The following is a 20,814-nucleotide window of genomic DNA, read 5'->3' on the forward strand; positions in this document are numbered from 1 at the left end:
CCGGCCCGTACCGGGAGGCCCCCTACCGGCCGGGTGGTGGTGCGGCTCCCGGTGGCGGTGCGGCTCCGCCCCCGGGGTGGCCGGGCTTACTGGATCAGCGCCTGGGCGGGCACCACGGCGCCCTGGTAATGCTCTTCAATGTACTGCTTGACCTCGGGCCCCACCAGGATCTCCGCCAGCGCCTGGATCTCGGGCCGGTTCACGTCCTCCGGCCGCACCGCCAGCACGTTGGCGAAGGGCGAGTCGGCGTCCTCGACGAACAGGGGATCGGGGTTCTTCAGCGCCCCCGCTTCCTTGGCCTCCAGGACGTAGTTCGTGTTGATGGCCGCCAGGTCCACGTCGGCCAGGGTGCGCGGGATCAGCTCCGCGGCCACCTCGCGGATCTGCAGGTTCTTCGGGTTCTCCACGATGTCCCGCACCGTGGCGGTGTAATCCGCGCCGTCCTTGAGCTTGACCAGGCCCGCCGCCTGGAGCAGGAGCAGCGCCCGGCCGCCGTTGGTGGGGTCGTTGGGAATGGCCACCGTGGCGCCGTCCTGCAGCTGGTCGAGGCTGGTGATCTTGTCCGAATAGAGCCCCATGGGCTCGATGTGGACCTTGGCCACCGGCGTGATGTTCGTGCCGTGGTCCTTGTTGAACTGGTCCAGGTAGGGGATGTGCTGGAAGTAGTTGGCGTCCAGTTCCCCGTCGACCAGGGCCGGGTTGAGCTTGGTGTAGTCGCTGAACTCCATCACTTCCAGCTTGATGCCCTGCTCCTCCAGGGCAGGGGCCGCCACGTCGCGCAGGATCTCGGCGTGGGGCACCGCCGTGGCCCCCACCTTCAGGGTGACGGTACCGCTCGTGCCGCCCGATCCGGACCCGTTGCCACCGGCCGGGTTGTCGCCCTGCTCACCGGACGAACCGGCCCCGCCGGCACCGCACCCGGCGACCAGGACGGCGATCAGCAGGGTCGCCACCAGCACCGCCGCCCGGCGGGTCCACCGGCGGCCGGAGAAGACCAGGGAGAGGACACCCATGGCATTCGACCTCCTTCATCATCCACCGCATCCGTCCCCTCCCGGGCGAACCGGCCCGCCCCCCGCGAGCCATCCCCCAAAACCGCGTTCCAGCAGCGCCGGCCGGCCTGCTCGGGTGCTCGCCCGGCCGGGCGAAGCAAGGGCACAACCCTGCCCGGGATGCTCCCGCACGAGCCCGGACTCTGGGGCCCCCCGAGCCGGGCTCTCGGGATCCCGCCTGCGGCCGTTCGGTCCTTCGGGCCGACGGGCTGGTTCAGCGGTCCCGCGGCCGGGCCCTGCAGCGCCGCGCCTCTTGCCCGGACGGATCGCCAGCCCCTGCGGCCCCGGCTCGCTCGCCGGGTGCCGGCCGCTAGCGGTGGTTCAGCCGCCGGGCCAGGGTCTCCCCGGCCCACTGGACCCCCTGCACCAGGGCGACCAGCAGGACCACGCAGGCCAAGAGGACCCCCGCCTCCCAGCGCTGGTAGCCCATGCGGAAGGCCAGGTCGCCCAGCCCGCCGCCGCCCACGGCCCCCGCCACCGCCGAGAACTCGATGAGCCCGACGGTGGCGATGGTGATCCCCAGGACCACGGCGGGCAGGGCCTCGGGCAGCAGCACCTTGCGCACCACCTGCCACGGGCTGGCGCCCATGGCCACGGCGGCATCCACGGTGCCGCGGTCGACCTCCCGCAGGGCCGTCTCCACCACCCGCGCCACCAGCGGCGTGGCGGCGACCGCCATGGGCGGCACGGCCGCCGCCGTCCCCAGGGAGGTGCCGACCAGCAGGCGGGTGAAGGGGGCCAGGGCGATCAGCAGGATGATGAAGGGCACCGACCGCCCGGTGTTGACGACGAACGCCAGCACCGCCCGCAGGGGCGGAAAAGCGGCGATGTGCCCCCGGTCCATCACCACCAGCAGGGTGCCGATGGGAACCCCGGCCAGGGTGGCGAAGAGGATCGCCAGTCCCACCATGTACAGGGTCTGACCCGTGGCCGTCACGATGTCAGGTCCGAACTCGCGCAGGGCGCTGAAAAGCTCCGCCGCCATCCGCCGTCACCTCCCTCCGGCCAGGGAGCGAGCCGCCTGCGGGGCAAGGGGGCCGGACCCGGTGGCCGGCGCTGCGCCGGCACCGCTCCGCCCGGGTGCGCCGGGCGAGGCGGAGGCCAGGGGTGCCCAGCGGGCGGCTGCAGCCCCCGCGGCCGCCGCCGGGGCTGCCTGCCGGTCTGCCAGGGCCGGATCGGCAACGGCCTGTGGGGCCGCCCCGGGGCCGGGTTCGTCCCCGGTACCGGGTGCCGGGGCCGCCCGGTCTCCGGCCGGACCGCCGGCAGCGGCGGCGGCCAGCAGCCGCCGGGTGGCCGCCGCCCGCGGGTTCCGGAAGACCTGTTCCACGGGCCCGGCTTCCACCACTCGCCCGGCGTCCATCACGGCCACCCGCTGGCAGGCGGCCTCCACCAGCTCCAGCTGGTGGGTGATCAGCAGCACGGTGATTCCCAATTCGCGGTGAACCCGCCGCAGCAGCTCCAGCACCGCGCGGCTGGTGGCCGCATCCAGCGCGGAGGTGGGTTCGTCGCACAAGAGGAGTTCCGGTTGCGTCGCCAGGGCCCGGGCGATGGCCACCCGCTGCTTCTGGCCCCCGCTCAGCTGGGAGGGGTAGGCCCCCGCCTTGTCGGCCAGCCCCACCCAGTCCAGCAGCTCCGCCACCCGGCGCCGGATCTGCTCCCGCGGAACCCCGGCGATCTCCAGGGGCAGCGCCACGTTGCCGGCGGCGGTGCGGGACCACAGCAGGTGGAAGTGCTGGAAGACCAGGCCGATCCGCCGCCGTTGCTGCCGCAGGGCCCGGCCGCGCAGCCCGGTCAGCTCGACGCCGCCCAGGCGGATGGAGCCCGCCGTGGGCCGCTCCAGCAGGGTGATGCACTTGACCAGGGTGCTCTTGCCGGCCCCCGAGGCGCCGACGACGCCGAAGAACTCGCCCCGGCCCACCTCCAGGCTGGCGCCGTCCAGGGCCGTGGTCATTCCGCGGCGGCCGCGGTAGACCTTGACCAGGTTGCGGACCTCCAGCATCGCTTCCGTCACTGCGCTCACCCCCGTGGCCCCACCCCGCACCGGGTGAAGGGCAACAAAAAACCATCCTTCCTGAGAGACGCAGAAAGGATGGCCCAAGGGTGCCATCCCTTCTTATCTCTCAGAACGGCGTCCCGGCACCAGGACGCGGTTCTGCGGGAGTTGGCACCACCCGCCGGCGTTGAACCCCGGGGGAACCCGCCCGGCCGCCGTGCCGGGCCGGAGCGGGCGGGGCCGCGCCGCCGCGCGGAGGTTGCCGTGGCTTCATCGGGCCCGTCCCTCCGCCACTCTGGATAAGAAGAGATGTTGCGGATTCGGTTGTTGAAGGTCCCGCGCTGAACGTCCTGCGGGTACTGCGGTACAGCGGCCGGCTCAGCCGTACGACGCCGATTATGCGACCCCTGCCCCGGCCTGTCAACAGGTCAGGCCATCTCCGTCCCCGTCCCGGGTTGGGCGCGCCAGGCGGGGGCGTAGAGCTGGTGGGGGTTCAGGCTGCGGCTCCGTCCCACCAGCCGGGCCGCCTGCCGGGCCCGGTGGCCGAAGGTCTGGCAGAACCAGCGGAAGTACAGCAGCTCTTCCTTGCTGCCCAGCTCCAGCCCCGGCCACGGCTCCCGGCCCGCCGCCAGCTCGCGGTCGCTGACGGCGGCGTCGGCGAAGCGCTCCAGGGTGGGGCCCACGCCCGTGCCCATGGCGAACTTGGCCTTCTCCCGCTGGACCACCGCCGCGGGGAGGAACCGGCGGGCCGCCTGCCGCAGGATCCACTTCTCGGTGCCGCTGCGGTCGTGGATCTTCCACCGCGGCGGGATGCGCCACGCCAGGTCGACCAGGGTCACCGAGAGGAAGGGTACCCTCCCTTCCAGGCCGTGGGCCATGGTCATGCGGTCGACCCGCTGCAGGTTGGTGTTGTGCAGCGCCAGGGTGATCTCCCGCAGCTCGTCCTGCAGCCGCGCCCGGATCTCCGGCCGCTTGAGGTACTGGTAGCCGCCGAAGAGCTCGTCCGCTCCCTCGCCGGAGAGCACCACCTTGACATACCGGCGCGCCAGCCGCGACACCAGATAGGTGGGCACCGCGCTGCGCACCAGGGCGGGGTCGAAGGACTCCAGGCGCTGGATCACGGTGGGCAGCAGGGCCAGCAGTTCCTCGCGGGTGAAGACGTACTCGTGGTGGACCGTCCCCAGGTTGGCCGCCACCAGCCGGGCCCGCTCCAGGTCCTCGCTGCCCTCCATGCCCACGGCGAAGGAATGGACCGGCTCTCCGGTTTCCGCCCGCGCTTCCGCTACCAGGGCGGCGATCAGACTGCTGTCCAGGCCGCCGCTGAGGAACACCCCCACGGGGACGTCGGCCACTAGGCGCCGCCGCACCGCCCGCCGCAGCCGGGCGATGAGTTCCTCCACCGCCGCTTCGGGGCTCTCCAGGTCGTACCGCACCGGGGGCAGCTCATAGTACCGGACGAACCCGTCCCGTTCCGTCCAGTAGTGCCCGGCGGGAAACTCGTCGATGGTCTCCACGTGGGGCAGCAGGGCCCCCATCTCCGAGGCAAAGAGGAGCGCCCCATCCCGGTCCCTGCCCACATAGAGGGGTTTGATCCCCAGGGGGTCGCGGGCCAGGAAGAGCCCGTCGGGGGTGGAGAGGGCGAAGGCGAACATGCCGTAGAGCCGCCGCACCATGGCCGGTCCCTCGTCTTCGTAGAGGTGCAACAGCACCTCGGTGTCGCTGCGGGTACGGAAGCGGTGGCCGCGGCTCTGGAGTTCGGCCTGCAGCTCGCGGTAGTTGTAGATCTCGCCGTTGAAGACCACCCGGATCGCGCCGTCTTCGCTGGCCAGGGGCTGGTGCCCGCCCGCCAGGTCGATGATGGACAGCCGGCGGTGGCCCAAGGTGTGCTGCCCTACCCAAAGACCCTGGTCGTCGGGGCCCCTGTGGGCCATGGCCTCCAGCATGCGGGCCACCGCTTCACCGCGGGGAGCGGTGGCTCCGGCGATGCCGCACATGAAGTCCCGCCTCCTTTCGGGCCAGGCTGCGGCGCCCCAGGCACGGGAGCGCTCCGCAGCCCGGTTGAAAAAAGACCGGGTGCGTTGGCCCGCGGGCAACGTCCACCCGGTTTTGGTTCCACCAGCTCTGCATGTTGACGCTTTTCATCACACCAGAAGCCGGCCGGTGTGTCAACGTTCGGACAGGGCCCTGGCCGCTGCGGGCAGGCCCAGAGAAGGGCGGCAGCACCCTGGCGGCCGCCCCCTGCCTGCTGGTAAGGCCGGTACCATCGTTGGGGCAAGGCCGGCACCATGCCGCGGGGAGGATTCCATCAATGGCAGGAGTTTGATAACCCCGTTTGCAGGATCGGGGGCGAAATTGCCGAATTTTGACCACTGTTTCAGACAATCCGCAACACATCCTGCCCGGCCGGTGACACGTTCCGCCGCATCGGCCGTATCGACGGATGGGGTGGCCGGTTCGCGGCTGCCGGGAACGGGCCGGCCCGGGCAGCAGTGAATGGGGGGGCATTATGTTCGGGGGTACCTGGTTGCGCGGTGCGCGCCGCGGGATGGTGGCCCTGCTGGCGGGCGCCCTGATGGTGGGGACCGCGGCCTGCGGCGGGGCAGGCGGTGGCGCGGGCAGCGGGAACAGCGGGAGCAGCGACAAGATCGTCATCGGCGTGCAGGGGCCCTTTACCGGCGACTATGCCGCCGAAGGCAAGGGCTTCCGCCAGGCCATCGAGCTGGTCAAGGAACAGGTGAACGCCCAGGGCGGGGTCCTCGGCAAGCAGATCGAAGTGATCTACGAAGACGACAAGGGCCAGCCCAACGAGTCGACCCTGGCGGCCCAGAAGCTGGCCTCCCAGGGCGTGGTGGCCGTGATCGGCTCCTACAACTCGACGGCGACCGAGGCGGCCCAGCAGGTGTACGCCGACGCCGGCATCCTGCACATCACGCCGTCGTCCACGGCCACCCACCTGACAGAAAAGGGCCTGAAGAACTTCTTCCGCATGGCCTTCCTGGACAGCGCCCAGGGCCAGTTTGCCGCCGCGCTGCTGGTCGACAAGCTGGGTGCCCGGAAGGTCGCGCTGGTGCACGACAGCTCGACCTACGCGGAGGGCCTGGCCAAGTGGACCCGGAAGTTCCTGGAGGAAAAGGGCGCCCAGGTGGTGTTCTACGACGCCATCAACCCCCAGGAGAGCGACTACTCCGCCCTGCTGAGCAACCTCAAGAGCACCAATCCCGACGCGATCTACTTCACGGGCTACTTCAGCCAGGCGGGGCTTCTGGTCAAGCAGGCGCGCGACCTCGGCATCACCGTGCCCATCGCCGCCGGCAACGCCTCGAACAACGATGAGGTGATCAAGACGGCCGGCGCGGCCGCGGAGGGCTTCATCACCACCACCGAGCCTGCGCCCGCCGACCTGCCTTACGAAGAGGCGCGCCAGTTCGTCCAGGACTACAAGGCCAAGTACAACGAGGATCCGGTGAGCATCTGGACGGCCATGGCGGCCGACAGCTTCCGGGTCATCGTCGAGGCCATCAAGCAGACCCAGTCGACCGATCCTGCCAAGCTGGCCGACTACCTGCGCAACGACCTGCAGGCCTTCCCTGGCATCTCCGGCCCCATCACCTTCGACGACAAGGGTGACCGGGAAGGCACCGTGTACGCGGCGTACCAGGTGAAGGACGGCAAGTTCACCCTGTTCGTGCCGCCGCAGCAGTAGGCGGCCGCCGGCCGGAGCCGCCGTGCCGCCCGGGCCGCGGCCCGGGCGGCACGGGAAGGCCGAGCCAACGGGCGACCGGCACCAGGGACAGCGGGGAGGGACCGGGCGCGGGATGCCGCCCGCGCGGCGCGCGCCCGGATCCTTCCCCGCTAGCGTGCCGGGGGAGGGATGCCAGATGCTGGTCCAGCAGGTAGTCAACGGGCTCACCGTGGGCTCGATCTACGCCCTGGTTGCACTTGGCTACACCATGGTCTTTGGCGTGCTGAAGATGATCAACTTCGCCCACGGCGACCTGTTTGCCCTGGGGGCATATCTGGGCCTGACCTTCTTGATCTGGGGGGCCCTCGGCCAGGGCACGGGCGGGCTGGTGGGGGTCCTGCTGGCCGGGCTGCTGGCGGCGCTGAGCGTGGGCCTGGCCGGCGTGCTGGTGGAGCGGGTGGCCTACCGGCCCCTGCGCGGTGCCGGCCGCTTGCCCGCCGTGGTGTCGGCCCTGGGCATGTCCGTGTTCATCCAGAACGGGATCATGCTGATCTGGGGCGCCTTTCCGGTGGCCTTTCCCCACGACATGCTGCCGGAGGCCAGCTGGTCCGTGGGCGGCGTGACCGTCAGCCTGATGCGCCTGGTGATCCTGGGCGGCTCGCTGCTTCTGATGCTGGCGCTTTACCTGTTCGTCCAGTACACCAGGCTCGGCGCGGCCATGCGCGCCATCGCCGTGGACCACGAGACGGCGCGGCTGATGGGGATCGACGTCAACCGGCTGATCCAGCTGGTGTTCTTGCTGGGCGCGGCCCTGGGCGGGCTGGCCGGGGTCATGGTGGGGCTCTACTACGGCCAGCTCAACTTCACCATGGGCTGGCTCTATGGCCTCAAGGCGTTCACCGCCGCCATCCTGGGCGGTATCGGGAACATCCCGGGCGCCATGGTGGGCGGCCTAGTGCTGGGCCTTGCCGAAACCCTGGCCGCCGGCTACGTGGCGGGCGAGTGGAAGGACGCCGTGGCCTTCTTCATCCTGATCCTGATCCTGCTGGTGCGGCCCACGGGCCTGCTGGGCGAGCGGGTGGCCGAGAAGATCTAGGTGCCGGCATCCCGGCATCGGGCGGCCTCCGGCAGGCCCGCCGGGGGAAGGGGGGACCTCGATGGCAACGCAGGCGGCCACGGCTGGCGGGCGTGGCCTGACCCGGTCCCGGGTGGCGGCCGGTCTGGCCCTGCTGCTGGCTCTGGCCTTCCCCGCCCTGGTGGGGTACAACGGCTACTACTTGGAGATCGGCTTCAACTTCTTCCTCTGGGCGGTGCTCGGCCTGTCCTTGAACTTCATCCTGGGTGGAACGGGCCAATACAACCTCGGCCACGCGGCCTTCTTCGCCGCGGGCGCCTACACCACGGCCATCCTCAACACGCGCCTCGACATCCCGGTGCTGGTCCTGGCGCCGGTGGCGGCGCTGGTGGCGGGCCTGCTGGCGGTGGCCGTGGCCCGGCCCATCATTCACCTGCGGGGCGACTACCTGCTGATCGTCACCGTGGGGTTCGCCGAGATCGTCCGCATCACCCTGCGCAACAACGTGTTCGGCCTCACGGGCGGCAGCAACGGCATCCTGGGTATCGACCGGCCGGTGATCCTGGGCTTCCGCCTGGCCCAGATGAGCCACCTCTACTACCTGAGCCTGGTCCTCCTGCTTTTGACCCTGTTCATCGCCGTGCGGCTCGAAAACAGCCGCATCGGCCGCGCCTGGAGCTACATCCGGGAGGACGAGGTGGCGGCGGCGGCCATGGGCATCGACACGGGGCGCTACAAGGTGCTGGCCTTCGCCGTGGGCGGCGCCCTGGCCGGCCTGGCGGGGAACGTGTACGCCGCCAAGATGACGGTCATCGCCCCGGAGAGCTTCTCCTTCTGGGAGTCGGTGGTGATGTTCGCCATCGTCATCCTGGGCGGTACCGGCTCCATCCCCGGCGTGTTTCTCGGCACCTTCGGCATGGTGGTCTTGCCCCAGCTGTTCCGCGGCCTGGCCGACTACCGCATGCTGGTGTTCGGCGCGGCCATGGTGCTGCTGATGATCTTCCGGCCCGAGGGGCTCTGGCCCAACCGGCGCTGGCGGCTGGCGGTGCGCGGGGGCGACGAACCGGCCGTGGTGGCCGCCGGAGCGGGCCGGCCGGCAGGCGGGCCGGAGGCCGGTACCGGGGCGGCGGCCGGGGGCGGCCCCGGGAGCGGCACGGGCGCGGCGGCGGGCGGCGCCCCGGGCGGGAGGTGACGGCCATGACCCTGCTGGCGGTGGAAAACCTGACCAAGCGCTTCGGCGGCCTGCTGGCGGTCGATCAGGTCACCTTCGAGGTGCGCCAGGGGGAGATCCTCGCCCTGATCGGTCCCAACGGGGCCGGCAAGACCACGGTGTTCAACCTGATCACCGGCATCTACCGCCCTGATGCCGGCGAGGTGCTGCTGGCCGGCACCCGGGTGACGGGCCGGCCTCCCCACCAGATGGCCGCCATGGGGGTTGCCCGAACCTTCCAGAACCTGCGCCTTTTCCGCAACCTGACGGTCCTGGAGAACGTGATGTCCGGGCCCCACTGCCACGCCCGGGCCGGATTCTGGGCTTCGGTGCTGCGCACGCCGGGCCAGCGGCGGGAGGAAGCCCAGATCCGGGCGAAAGCGGAGGCGGCCCTGCGCCGCGTGGGGCTGTGGGATCTGCGGGACGAGCTGGCGCGCAACCTGCCCTATGGCCAGCAAAAGCGGCTGGAGATCGCCCGTGCCCTGGCCACCCGCCCGCGGCTGCTGATCCTGGACGAACCGGCCGGCGGCCTCAACGAGCAGGAACGGGCGGAACTGGTGGAGCTGGTGCGACAGGTGCGGGCGGACGGCATCACGGTGCTCCTGATCGAACACGACATGAAGCTGGTCATGGGCCTGTCGGACCGCGTGGTGGTGCTGGACAACGGCGTGAAGATCGCCGAGGGAACGCCGGCGGAAGTGCAGGCCAACCCCCAGGTCATCGAGGCCTACCTGGGCCGGGAAGAGGATGAGTTCTGATGGCGATGCTGGAACTGGCGGGAGTCCACGTCTACTACGGGCACGTCCACGCCTTAAAGGGCATCGACCTGGAGGTGGAGGAGGGCGAGATCGTCGCCCTGCTGGGCGCCAACGGCGCCGGCAAGTCGACCACCCTGCGGGCCATCTCCGGGCTGGTGCGGCCGCGGGAAGGCAGCATCCGCTTCCAGGGCCAGGACCTGCTGCGGCTGCCCGCCCACCAGCTGCCGGCCCTGGGAATCGCCCATGCCCCTGAGGGGCGCCGGGTCTTCGGCCCCCTCACGGTGGACGAGAACTTGACCCTGGGGGCTTACCGCCAGGCCGACCGGGCGGTGGTGGAGGAGACGCGGCGGTGGGTTTTCGACCTGTTCCCGCGGCTCAAGGAGCGCCGGCGCCAGCTGGCGGGGACCATGTCGGGCGGCGAGCAGCAGATGCTGGCCATCGGCCGCGCCCTGATGTCCCGGCCCCGGCTGCTCTTGCTCGACGAACCCAGCCTGGGCCTGGCGCCCCTGGTGGTGCGCCAGATCTTCCACACCATCCGGGAGATCAACCGCCAGGGCGTGACGGTGCTGCTGGTCGAGCAGAATGCCCGGGCCGCGCTGAAGCTGGCCCACCGGGCCTACGTCCTGGAAACGGGCACCGTGGCCGTGGCCGGACCTGCCGGCGAGCTGCTGCGGGATCCCCGGATGCAGGAGGCCTACCTGGGCGGGCGGGCCGGTTCGGCCGGCGCCCGGTAGGCTGGAGCCGGCGGCGGGGGATCCGGCGGTGCAGGATCCGGACGGGGCGGAGGGGCCGTGCTGCCCCCGCAAAGACGGGCCCCGGGGCGGTGGTTGGCCGCTCCGGGGCCTGTGCTGTTCCAGGTCGGCGCCAGGTCCCCACCGGGCTGGGGCAGGAAGAAAGCGGCAGGCCGGGGAAGATTCCTGGGGCAGACTCCTGCCGGTGCAACCCGCCGCTCCCCGGCACGGAGCGCGTCCTTGGCTACCGGCTGTCCGGTTCCCAGCCGCCTGGCGGCGGGGTCCCGTTGCCGGGAGAAGGGTACGGCCGGTGGCCGGGTTTGCCGTTCTCCGGGTCGCTGCCGCCGGCGGCTCCGGTGGGGCCGGCCGACGGGCCGGGTTCGTCCGCCCGGGCCGGGCCGGCGGGCGGGGACGATGCCGGCGGGACCGGGGACGGCGGCGGGGCCGCAGCCGCGGCTGCGCCTGCGCCTTCCCCCGCAGCGGCGGCCTGGTCGAGGCGGCGGGCGATCCGTTCGAGTTCCCCGGCGATGCGCCGCAGGTCATCGGCCAGCTGGGCCAGGAGCAGGGCACCGCCGGGTCGTGGCCGGCCGGGGGCAGGGCGGGCGCGCCGCACCATCACGCCGGGGTCGCGGGCGGGGTCACCGCCGAAGGCCTGGAGAACCTCCCACCGCATGGCCATCTGCTCGGGGGAGGGTGCGACACGGGGACCCGATGCCTGCAGCGCCTGGGCAAACCGGTGGCACCCGTCCAGCACGGTGCCGCCCTCGTCCAGGGCCTGCTGGACGAAGGCGATCAGCAACCGGTCGGCCTCCGGCTCCCAGAAGCGCAGGTGATCGGGGATGCGCAAGGTGCTCATGCCCTTCACCTCGTTTCGCCCGAAGGCAGGTGGTGCGGCCGGGGGCGGGTGCCACGGGCCGCCCGGAAGAAGGGTCAGGGGCGGATTGCCCGGCGCCAGGACCCATCATGGCGGCCCCGGGTACCGCAAGGGCTCCGGATGCGCCAGCTGTGCTGGAACCGTCCCTGCAGCCCGGTAAAGTGCCAGGAACCATGGATGGAACCTGGAAAAGTGCCGGAAAACGTTAGATAGTTCTGACAATGTTTCGTCGCCGCAAGGTCCCGTTCCTTCCGCCCGGGTGCGAGTCCGGCCGGGAAAAACCTGGCTGGAGATCACACCTCGTTCCACGCCGCCCATTATTCCATACGCAGGGGCGGGACGACCTCTGGCGCAAGGTGGTGGCGATCGGTGGCCTACCTTCTGCTGGCCCTCACCCCCCTGCTCTGGGCGGGCAACTGGACCATCGCCAAGGAACTGGTGCGCCGCGTGAACCCGGCGGATCTGGTGATGGCCCGGTGGTTTCTGGCATCCCTGGTTTTGGCGCCCATTGTCTACCTGCGGGAAGGCCGGTTGCCACGCCCGCAGGGAGTAGACTGGCTGTGGATCGCCCTGTGCGGCCTGACGGGGATGGCGGGCTACAACACCTTGCAGTACGTGGCCCAGCAGCAGACCACCAACATCAACGGCACGTTGATTTACACCGCCTCGCCCGCCCTGACCTTCCTGCTGGCGGTGCCCCTGCTGGGGGAGCGGGTGACGCCCCGGCGGGCGGCGGGCGTGGTGCTCAGCCTGGCGGGGACCGCATGGATCCTGGCCGGCGGTTCCCTGGAGGTGCTGCGCTCCTGGCGGTTCAACCCCGGCGACGTGCTGATGGTGGTGGCTTCGGCGGGCTGGGCGGTGTACACCGTGGTGACCCGCTTCGGTACCCGCCGCCTCTCGCCCCTGTCCCTGACCCTGTACGCATCGGCTGCCGGAGCCCTGATGATGGCCGCCACCCGGGGAGCCGCCCTGGCCACCGGGAGGGGGGCGTGGAGCCTGTCGGCGGGTGACACCTGGGCGGTGCTTTACATCGGGGTGGTGTCGTCGGCCGTCGCGTACCTGTTCTGGAACGAGGGGGTGCGGCGAATCGGCGCCGGGGCCGCGTCGATCTTTGCCAACCTGCTGCCGGTGTACACGGCGGTGCTGTCCACCACGCTGCTGGACGAGCGGCTGACCCTGGCCCACCTGACGGGGGGCCTGGCGGTTCTGGCGGGCGTGTACCTGGTGGCGGCGCCGGCGGGCGGGACGCGGATGGCGTCGAGCCGCGCCCGGCCACGGGTGGCGCTGCCGGCGGAGCGGCCTTCCGGCCGGCACCTGGAGCGTTGAGATGCGGGCACGGGCCGCCCGAGCTCGTAAGGCCCGCCGGCGGCACACGGCTCGCCGGCGGCCTCACGGCCCCCTCAGGCCCCGCGGCGCCAGGCGCCGTACAGCGCCTGAAGCGGCACGGCGGCGGAGGCCGCCAGGCAGCGGAGGCCGCAAGGCCGGAGCGGTGGGAAATCGGCGAAATCTGTGATGAAGGGTCGAGTCAGGCGCGGCCATGGGGCCGCGCCTTTCGTTGACTTTTCGTTGCTTCCTGTCAGGGCGGCGGGGACGAGCTTCCACCGCCCGACAGAACCTGGCACCCTTCACGGAAGGAAGGCCTGGCCGGGGCGGCGAACGGTGGCCGGGCACACGGCGGGAGGTGGCAACGTTGCCGGGCCGGCGATCCCGAACCAACCCCTGGATTACCGTGGCCATCCTGGTGGCGCTGCTGGCAGGTGCCGGCTACGGCTGGTGGCGCTCGGAGGGGGACGGTACGGGACCCTCGGGACCGGGTTCGGCGGTCCCCGGCGGTGGGAACCCTGCTCCAGGAGCCGGCCCGGACCCGGCGGACGAACCGGCCGTGCCGGATCCGGCCCCCGGGCCCGGCCGGGAAGGGGCGGCCGCTGCCAACCCGCTCTGGCCTTTCATCCAGCCCGTCGACCTCACGGCCGGCGCCGGGCTCTTGCCGCGGCCCGTGGCCATGGAGTCCGAAGGGATGGCAGGCATCCTGGCCGTAGACGGCGACGCCCTGTGGTTCGCCGGGGCCGCGGGTGACCCGGCGAGGGTCTTCCAGCTGCCGCCGGGCCACCGCTGGGCCAGCCCCGTGGCGCCGTCGCCTGCCGGCGATGCCGTGGCCTTCCTGACCCGGGCCGAGGCGGGCACACCGTACCTGTGGGTCGTGCGCAGCGATCTGAGCTCCACGCCCTATCCGGTGCCCCGCGGGCTGGACCGCCCCGGCAGCCTTGCCTGGGCCGGCCCGGATACGGTGGTGGCGGGAGACCCGCCCTTCCAGCTGGAGATCGACTCGGGCCGCTGGTCCCGCCTGCCGGGGTCCGGCCTGATCTGGGCGGGGCCACCGTCGCCCGCCGGGCGCTGGTGGGTGTACGGTGCCGCGGCCGAGGAGGGCGGTGCGGGCCCCGATCTTTATCTGGTCGACCACCGCCAGGGCGGAGTCCGTCCCCTGGATCTGGCCGGGGGCGAGCAGTCGGCGCTTCCGGGCCCCTGGCTGGCCGAGGACCGTTTCCTTGCGGCGCTGGGAGAACCGGTGCAGCCGGGTGAGCCAAGGGAGCGGGCCGGCCCGGCAGGGGCTGGTCCGGGGGCAGGCGGGGGAGCCGGGGCCGGTTCGCCTGCCGGGTCCGCCGCGGGCTCCGGGACGGCACCGGCACCGGGTTCCACTGGTTCGGCAGGGGAACCTGCCGCCGGTCCTGCGGGCGGTCCGGTGGCGGCGCCGGTGGTTCAGCAGCTTGTCGTGGTCGACGCCGGGACGGGCGAGAAGAGCACCTTGTTTGACGCGCCCCCCGGCGAGCGCTGGCAGGTGGTGGCCGCCAGCCCGGGCGGCCGCTGGGTGGTGCTGGCCCCGGTGGCCGGCGAAGGGGGATGGCGCCTGCTGGACACCGTGTCGGGGCGTACCCAGGATCTCCCCTCGGGAGTGGCGGCAGCGGGTGCGGTGTGGGGCGGCGGCACGTGGCTCTTCTACCTGGCTCCGGACCCGGCGGCCGGGGCCGGCGCCCTGCGCCTGGTCGCTCACCAGCTGCCCGGGGCGGAAGATGAGCCGGGCACCGCTGAGGGGGGCGCCAACCCCCAGGGGTCCTGGCCGGCCCTTCGCCCGCAACCCGCCGCCGTGCGCCGGCTGCTGGCGGTCGACGCGGCGGCCGGCGTGGCCTGGGTGGAACTGGTTCCCGCCGGCTCGGCCGCACCTGCGGCGGCCCGGTGGGTGATGTTGGAAGGGCGGCTTGAGCCGGTAAGGGGGCGTCATTAGACCGTGACCACTCCTTGCACACCCCAGGCCTCCTAGACAGGCAAAAGGAAGGACATGCCGCCGAACTTGTATAGATATCCAGTGTAGAGTCCCAAAGGGGGTGCCGTGCGGTGCGGCGTGTTAGTCTGTACGGGCGGTGGCTGGCAGGGTGGATCGCCCTCGCCATGATGCTCGCCCTGGCCGGGGTTCCCACTCGGGCGGCAGGTTTCACGGATGCCGGCTGGGCCGGTGTACCCAAGAGGGGGTGGCAAGATGACGAGGTGCGCCGCGGGTGGATCCAGCGTTTTATCGCCCACATGACGCTGGAGGAAAAGGTGGGCCAGATGTTCATGATCGACGTCTACGGCCGGACTCCCACCGATCCCGCATATGAAGATGAAAACCTTGCGTCCGGGCGTGGCGTCCGCAACTTTGCCGAAGCGATCGAACGTTATCACGTGGGCGGGTTCATCTACTTCAACTGGAACGGGAACATCGGCGTCCCTCTTGATCCCCAGCAGGTGCAGGACCTGTCCAACGGGCTGCAGGAGCTTGCACGGAAACAGCGGATACCCATTCCTCTTCTCATCGCAACCGACCAGGAAGGGGGCATCGTTGCCCGGGTGCGGCAACCAGCAACCGAGTTCCCCGGCAACATGGCCCTGGGCGCAACGCGCTCCCCGCAACTGGCTCATCAGGCCGCTCGAATGACCGCTCGGGAACTGCGGGCGCTGGGAATCAATATGAACCTGGCGCCGGTGCTTGACGTCAACGTGAATCCGTCGAACCCGGTCATTGGGGTACGCTCTTTTGGCGAGGATCCCGAACTCGTGGCGGACCTGGGGGTGGCGCAGGTCCTCGGCTACCAGGACGAGGGCGTGATCGCCACGGTGAAGCATTTCCCGGGACACGGGGACACCAATGTCGATTCCCACTATGGCTTGCCGATCATCCACCATGACCGCGCAACCCTCGACCGGGTTGACCTGGCCCCGTTCAAAGCTGCCATCGCTGCAGGTGTCGATGCGGTGATGACAGCGCACATTGTGGTTCCGGCGCTGGATGACTCGGGATTACCGGCAACCTTGTCGCGTCCGATCCTAACGGACCTGCTCCGGGAGGAGCTGGGCTTTGACGGTGTCATTATCACTGACGCATTAGGGATGCAGGGTGCTCAGGTGTTGCCGCCCGAGCGAATTCCTGTGGAGGCAATCAAGGCGGGAGCCGACATCTTGCTCATGCCTCCCGACGTGGCCCTGGCCTATGAGGCCGTTCTGGACGCTGTCCGCCGCGGCGAAATCTCCGAACGGCGGATCGATCAGTCGGTTGCCCGCATCCTCGAACTGAAGATGCGGCGGGGGTTATTCGAATGGGAGTTGCCCGGCAGGGATGACCTGGCCGTCCTGGGACATGCCGACCATCGGGCTGTCTCCCAGCGGATCGCCGACGGAAGCATCACCCTGCTGCGGAACACGGGCAATGTCCTGCCCCTGCTGGCCGGTTCCCGCGTTTTCGTGGTGGGGCCCCAAACGGCTGGTTCCATGATCCTGGAGCGTGAGTTGCAGGCCAGAGGGCTGAGGGTAACAGCACTGGTTACAGGACTCAATCCCACGGTCGCCGAGAGGGATGAAGCGGTACGCCGGGCGGGCGATGCCGACGTGGTGGTGGTCACCACCTATAACGCCGCCTCCTATCCCGGTCAACGCCAGCTGGTGGAGCGGCTGGCGGGAACGAACCAGCCGGTTGTGGTGGCCGCTACCCGGAATCCTTATGACGCCGCCGTGTTGCCTCCCACAGCCGGTTATGTGGTGACCTACGGTTACCAGCCCGTTTCCCTGGTGGCACTGGCTCGCGTACTGGTGGGCGAGGTGAACCCCTCCGGCCTGCTACCGGTGACCATTCCCGGCCTGTTCCCCTATGGGGCAGGACTCAGGTATCCGGCACCTTGAAAAGGGGTGTTGATTGTGGCGATCGGTGCGCAACGCTGGCGGTGGCGGGCCGTTACGGCCATACTGGCGGGAGTGACAATCCTGGCCTTGCTCGCCCAGTTGTTCACCGTTCTCGTCCTTGAGCAGCGGCATGTCGCTGCCCGGCGCCGGGTGCGTACGGGCCTTGAAGTCCTACTTACAGACCGCCTAGACCTGATCCGTGGGAAACGCGTCGGGATCATAACAAATCCCACTGGTGTTCTGCCCGACCTGCGGCATGGGGTGGACGCCCTGGCCACCGCCGAGGGCGTCCATGTGGTGGCCATATTCGGACCCGAGCATGGTTTTCGTGGTTCGGCCCAGGCCGGCGGATCAGAAGGGAGTTACGTTGACGAGCGCACGGGGGTGCCAGTGTACGACCTCTACGGAAAGAACCGCGATGCCATAGCCCAGTTGTTCCAGAACACCGGCGTAGAGGTGGTCCTGTTCGATATACAGGATGTCGGCACCCGCTACTACACGTACATCTGGACCATGGCCGACGCCCTTGAAGCTGCCGCGCTTGCCGGAACAGAGTTCATCGTTCTAGACCGACCCAACCCCACAGGTGGAATCCAGGCGGAAGGACCCGTGCTTCACCCCGAATACAGCAGTTTCGTCGGTCGCTACCCCATAGCCCAGCGGCACGGGATGACCGTGGGGGAACTGGCCCTTCTATTCAACGACCGCTTTGTTCCTGATCGCACCGGGGGCCGGCGAGCCCAGCTAACGGTGATTCCCATGCAGGGCTGGTTCCGCGACATGTACTATGAGGAAACCGGCCTGCCCTGGGTGATGCCGTCGCCTAATATGCCGACTGTCGACACCGCCATGGCCTACATCGGAATGGGGCTTATGGAGGGTACTAACCTGTCGGAGGGAAGGGGGACGACCCGCCCATTTGAGCTAATCGGTGCGCCGTACATCGACTGGCAACTCAGTCACCGTCTCGCTCATGCCAAGCTGCCCGGCGTGCGCTTTCGTGAGGCGTATTTCGCGCCCACGTTCAGCAAATATGCCGGCCGAACCATCGGCGGAATCCAGCTGTATGTGACGGACCGGGACGAGTTTGACCCAATTCGCACGGCCATCACCATCATCGTTGAAACGAAGCGTCTGTACGGTGACAGGTTTCAGTGGCGATCTGACTTCTGGATCGACCGTTTGACGGGCTCCACCCAGGTCAGGACGGCGGTAGATGCCGGGCAAAGCCCTGAGGCCATCGTCGCGGGATGGCAAGACGAGCTGGCAGAGTTCCGCGCCCTTAGGGAGCAGTATTTGCTATATGGTCTGCGTGGTAACGGCCGGTACCGGTAGAGTCCGGCGATACGGGGGGGGGGGGCGGGCAGGGAGCCCGCCCCCCGCCTTGTCAGGGAGCTCCAACTGCCGGGAAAACGGGCTACAGCCCGCCGCAGGTATGTGGGATGGCGGGTGATCTAGCACGGGGAGCAGGAAACAAGACGGCCCAAGTGGTATATACATTATGCCCAGTCCTGGCCGGTGGCAACGGCCGGGATGGAGCGAGACATCCCGCGAAGGGGGTGCGTCCGCGTGGCCCAGGAGGAATCCATCGCGCGGAGCATACTGGACGTGGTGGGCCGGGCTAACGTCCGGTCAGCGGAACACTGCATGACGCGCCTGCGCCTGGAATTGGTCGATGCCGGCTCCGTCGACCAGAACCAGCTCAAGAAGATCAGCGGCGTCAAGGGCGTTGTGCGGACCGGCAGCCAGTTGCAGATCATCTTTGGTCCTGGGCTGGCCGAGCGGGTCACCGCAGCGGTTGCCAGCGAGCTGAAGTCCGGGCAGGGCGGCCCGGCGCAGGCTCCGGCGCGAACCCAGAGCACCATCGAGCAGAAGGCAGCATCCCCCGGTGTACGTGGTTTCCTCAAGAAGATCGCCAACATCTTTCTTCCTCTACTGCCTGCCATCATCGGTAGCGGTCTCATCATCGGCCTCACCAACTTCTTCGTTCGCATCGGGTGGATCACGGACCAGACCACCGTCGCCGGAGTGCCCCTTCTGGCCGTGCTGCAGGTCCTTGGCGGTACGTTTCTTGGCTTCATGCACATTCTGGTCGGGATGAACGCGGCGCGGGAGTACGGAGGCCCCGGGGCCATCGGCGCACTGGCCGGCATGCTTCTGATCGCTCCCAGCTTGCAGAACATTCCCAACATGGCCCCCGGCCGTGGCGGCATCATCGGGGCTCTGATCGCAGGTGCCTTTCTCGGATGGCTGTACAAGACGGTGAACCGCCGCATGCCGGACACCATCAGCGTCATGGCGACGCCGTTCATCACGGTGCTGGTTGGTGGTGCCGTGATCCTGTTCGTCGTCCAGCCGATCGGCTTCTACGCGTCCAACTGGATTGCTACTGGCGTCAAGGCGCTGCTGGACGTGGGCGGCCCCCTGGTGGGCGCGGTGCTGGCGGGAACCTTCCTACCTATGGTGATGCTGGGCATCCATCAGGGTACCGTCCCCATTCACGTGGAACTGATCAACTCCCTGGGCAATACGCCGCTGCTGCCGATCCTGGCCATGGCCGGCGCAGGCCAGGTGGGCGCCTCGCTGGCCGTCTATGTGAAAACGCGGGATCGGGAGTTGCGGCAGATCATCCTCAGCGCGCTACCGGTGGGAATCCTGGGCATCGGCGAGCCGCTGATCTATGGTGTAACGCTACCGCTGGGCCGGCCGTTCATCGCCGCCTGTCTGGGGGGCGCAGTGGGCGGTGCCTTCATCGCCGTCACCAAGATCGGTGCCCTGGCCCTGGGCGTATCGGGTGTGCTGCTGGCGTTCCTGGTGACCAGCCCGGTCCTTTACCTGCTGGGCATCCTGATCTCGTACGCCGCCGGCTTTGCCATCGCGTACGTCATGGGCTTCGACGAGAGCCTGGCCCAGAACAGCCGGACCTTCGCCTTCACCGCGGACTGACCGTGTCAACCGGTGTGCCGGTGGCGATGGGGCGGGCACCGGCCCTACCGACCTCCCGCAAACCGCCTTCCCGAACTGGCACGAGGCCGGCCGCAGCGGGCGGCCGGCCTCGATGTTCGATCCTGGGGAACGGGCGCTGGTGCAAGAACGGACGCTACGGAGCCCAGCGCTCCGGCCGTCCAGGTGGTCCAGCGGGCTGCCCAGAGCGGTGCGGGAGGGGGCGCCAGCAGATCCAATGGCTGCGGAAGATTAGGCCGTGAGCAAGGACTATTGGGGAAGGGCTACAAAGGGGGCAACAAGATGGAGGGGCAGCACCAGCAGAGCGGCGCCCGGAAGCCGGACGTGCCGTCCCCAGCAGGCCGAGTCGACCTGTCCCGGCTGGTTACGGAACAGCCCAACCCGGCCACGGCCAGGCTGGATATCCTGGATGCACGGGAGATCTGCCGGTTGATCAATGAAGAGGATCACAAGGTTGCGCCCGCTGTGGCCCAACACCTGGACGTGATTGCGGAGGCGGTGGAACGCATCGCGGCGGCGCTGCGCCGCGGGAATCGCCTGTTCTACGTCGGCGCGGGAACCAGTGGCCGCCTGGGCGTGCTCGATGCTGCCGAATGCCCGCCCACCTTCGGCACCGACCCCGAGATGGTTCAGGGCATCATTGCCGGAGGACCCCAGGCCCTGACGCGAGCGGTGGAAGGGGCTGAAGACGACAGCGAAGCCGGCCGGCAAGACATCAGGGCGCGGGGCGTTCGGGCTGGCGACGTGGTCGTGGCCCTGTCGGCCAGCGGGCGTACGCCCTACTGCCTGGGCGCCTTGCAGGCCGCCCGGGAGGCCGGTGCCTTCACCGTGGCCGTCACCTGCAACCCTGGTTCCGCCATGGGAGGCGTGGCCGATCTGGCCATCGAGGTGGTGGTGGGACCGGAGGTGCTGGCCGGTTCGACCCGAATGAAGGCCGGTACCGCTCAGAAAATGGTGCTCAACATGCTCAGCACGGCGGCCATGGTGCGGCTCGGCAAATGCTATGGCAACCTCATGGTGGACCTGCGGCCGACCAATGAGAAGCTGGTAGAACGCGCGCGCCGGATCATCATGCGCGTGCTGGGATGCGATGCCTCGACGGCGGCCGACCTCCTGGCCCGGTCGGGAAACCAGGTCAAGGTGGCCATCGTGATGGGCGCCACGGGTCTGGACGCCGAGGGTGCGCGCCGCTGCCTGGACGAACACGGCGGGTTCGTCCGCAGGGTATTGGACGAAGCAGCGTCTGGGTCGAGCTGAAGGGGGAGGG

At 69.8% G+C, this 20,814-nt stretch carries 16 protein-coding genes and 1 riboswitch; of the genes, 11 read left to right on the forward strand and 5 right to left on the reverse strand.

Annotated features, from left to right (window positions below):
- Nucleotides 1–86: 86 nt before the first annotated feature.
- From DYI95_RS02630 to asnB, 4 genes are all read right to left on the reverse strand, one after another.
- Nucleotides 87–1,013, reverse strand: a complete 927-nt coding sequence (locus tag DYI95_RS02630) for a MetQ/NlpA family ABC transporter substrate-binding protein (protein WP_116900943.1) — start codon at nucleotides 1,011–1,013, stop codon at nucleotides 87–89.
- A 349-nt stretch (nucleotides 1,014–1,362) separates the two neighbouring features.
- Nucleotides 1,363–2,037, reverse strand: a complete 675-nt coding sequence (locus DYI95_RS02635; RefSeq protein ID WP_116900942.1) for a methionine ABC transporter permease — start codon at nucleotides 2,035–2,037, stop codon at nucleotides 1,363–1,365.
- A gap of 6 nt (nucleotides 2,038–2,043) precedes the next feature.
- Nucleotides 2,044–3,072: a methionine ABC transporter ATP-binding protein gene (locus tag DYI95_RS02640; RefSeq protein WP_243149819.1), complete on the reverse strand. Its 1,029-nt coding sequence runs from the start codon at nucleotides 3,070–3,072 to the stop codon at nucleotides 2,044–2,046.
- 90 nt (nucleotides 3,073–3,162) lie between these two features.
- A riboswitch (SAM riboswitch) is annotated at nucleotides 3,163–3,351 on the reverse strand.
- 122 nt (nucleotides 3,352–3,473) lie between these two features.
- The gene (asnB, locus tag DYI95_RS02645; protein ID WP_116900940.1) at nucleotides 3,474–5,039 is read right to left on the reverse strand and encodes an asparagine synthase B; all 1,566 of its coding nucleotides are present in this window, start codon (nucleotides 5,037–5,039) and stop codon (nucleotides 3,474–3,476) included.
- 512 nt (nucleotides 5,040–5,551) lie between these two features.
- Between asnB and DYI95_RS02650 the strand changes: the two genes are divergently transcribed.
- The 5 genes from DYI95_RS02650 (at nucleotide 5,552) to DYI95_RS02670 (ending at nucleotide 10,504) form a co-directional block, all read left to right on the forward strand.
- Nucleotides 5,552–6,748, forward strand: a complete 1,197-nt coding sequence (locus DYI95_RS02650) for a branched-chain amino acid ABC transporter substrate-binding protein (protein WP_116900939.1) — start codon at nucleotides 5,552–5,554, stop codon at nucleotides 6,746–6,748.
- A 175-nt stretch (nucleotides 6,749–6,923) separates the two neighbouring features.
- Nucleotides 6,924–7,823: a branched-chain amino acid ABC transporter permease gene (locus DYI95_RS02655; RefSeq protein ID WP_116900938.1), complete on the forward strand. Its 900-nt coding sequence runs from the start codon at nucleotides 6,924–6,926 to the stop codon at nucleotides 7,821–7,823.
- Nucleotides 7,824–7,884: 61 nt separating this feature from the next.
- On the forward strand, nucleotides 7,885–8,994 hold the full coding sequence (locus DYI95_RS02660; RefSeq protein ID WP_116900937.1) for a branched-chain amino acid ABC transporter permease: 1,110 nt from the start codon (nucleotides 7,885–7,887) through the stop codon (nucleotides 8,992–8,994).
- 5 nt (nucleotides 8,995–8,999) lie between these two features.
- Nucleotides 9,000–9,770 carry an ABC transporter ATP-binding protein gene (locus tag DYI95_RS02665; protein WP_116900936.1) on the forward strand — a complete coding sequence of 257 codons (771 nt, stop codon included), beginning with the start codon at nucleotides 9,000–9,002 and terminating at the stop codon, nucleotides 9,768–9,770.
- Complete coding sequence (locus DYI95_RS02670; protein WP_116900935.1) at nucleotides 9,770–10,504, forward strand: ABC transporter ATP-binding protein; 735 nt, start codon at nucleotides 9,770–9,772, stop codon at nucleotides 10,502–10,504. Before DYI95_RS02665 ends, DYI95_RS02670 begins: the two co-directional genes overlap by 1 nt.
- A 241-nt stretch (nucleotides 10,505–10,745) precedes the next feature.
- Here DYI95_RS02670 and DYI95_RS02675 read toward each other — a convergent pair whose 3' ends face one another.
- Complete coding sequence (locus DYI95_RS02675; RefSeq protein WP_116900934.1) at nucleotides 10,746–11,357, reverse strand: hypothetical protein; 612 nt, start codon at nucleotides 11,355–11,357, stop codon at nucleotides 10,746–10,748.
- Between the two features lie 387 nt (nucleotides 11,358–11,744).
- Between DYI95_RS02675 and DYI95_RS02680 the strand changes: the two genes are divergently transcribed.
- The 6 genes from DYI95_RS02680 (at nucleotide 11,745) to murQ (ending at nucleotide 20,804) form a co-directional block, all read left to right on the forward strand.
- Nucleotides 11,745–12,701: a DMT family transporter gene (locus DYI95_RS02680; protein ID WP_116900933.1), complete on the forward strand. Its 957-nt coding sequence runs from the start codon at nucleotides 11,745–11,747 to the stop codon at nucleotides 12,699–12,701.
- A 364-nt stretch (nucleotides 12,702–13,065) separates the two neighbouring features.
- The gene (locus DYI95_RS02685) at nucleotides 13,066–14,655 is read left to right on the forward strand and encodes a hypothetical protein (RefSeq protein WP_147308125.1); all 1,590 of its coding nucleotides are present in this window, start codon (nucleotides 13,066–13,068) and stop codon (nucleotides 14,653–14,655) included.
- 164 nt (nucleotides 14,656–14,819) lie between these two features.
- On the forward strand, nucleotides 14,820–16,583 hold the full coding sequence (locus DYI95_RS02690) for a glycoside hydrolase family 3 protein (RefSeq protein WP_243149820.1): 1,764 nt from the start codon (nucleotides 14,820–14,822) through the stop codon (nucleotides 16,581–16,583).
- Between the two features lie 15 nt (nucleotides 16,584–16,598).
- Complete coding sequence (locus DYI95_RS02695) at nucleotides 16,599–17,918, forward strand: exo-beta-N-acetylmuramidase NamZ domain-containing protein (RefSeq protein WP_243149821.1); 1,320 nt, start codon at nucleotides 16,599–16,601, stop codon at nucleotides 17,916–17,918.
- Between the two features lie 198 nt (nucleotides 17,919–18,116).
- Nucleotides 18,117–19,529, forward strand: coding sequence for a PTS transporter subunit EIIC (locus tag DYI95_RS02700; protein ID WP_116900929.1), 1,413 nt, complete (start codon nucleotides 18,117–18,119; stop codon nucleotides 19,527–19,529).
- 300 nt (nucleotides 19,530–19,829) lie between these two features.
- Entirely contained in the window at nucleotides 19,830–20,804 is a 975-nt protein-coding gene (gene murQ, locus DYI95_RS02705) for an N-acetylmuramic acid 6-phosphate etherase (RefSeq protein WP_243149823.1), read from the forward strand.
- Nucleotides 20,805–20,814 lie beyond the last annotated feature (10 nt).

The organism is Thermaerobacter sp. PB12/4term (genome assembly GCF_003403315.2).
GTDB lineage: Bacteria > Bacillota > Sulfobacillia > Thermaerobacterales > Thermaerobacteraceae > Thermaerobacter.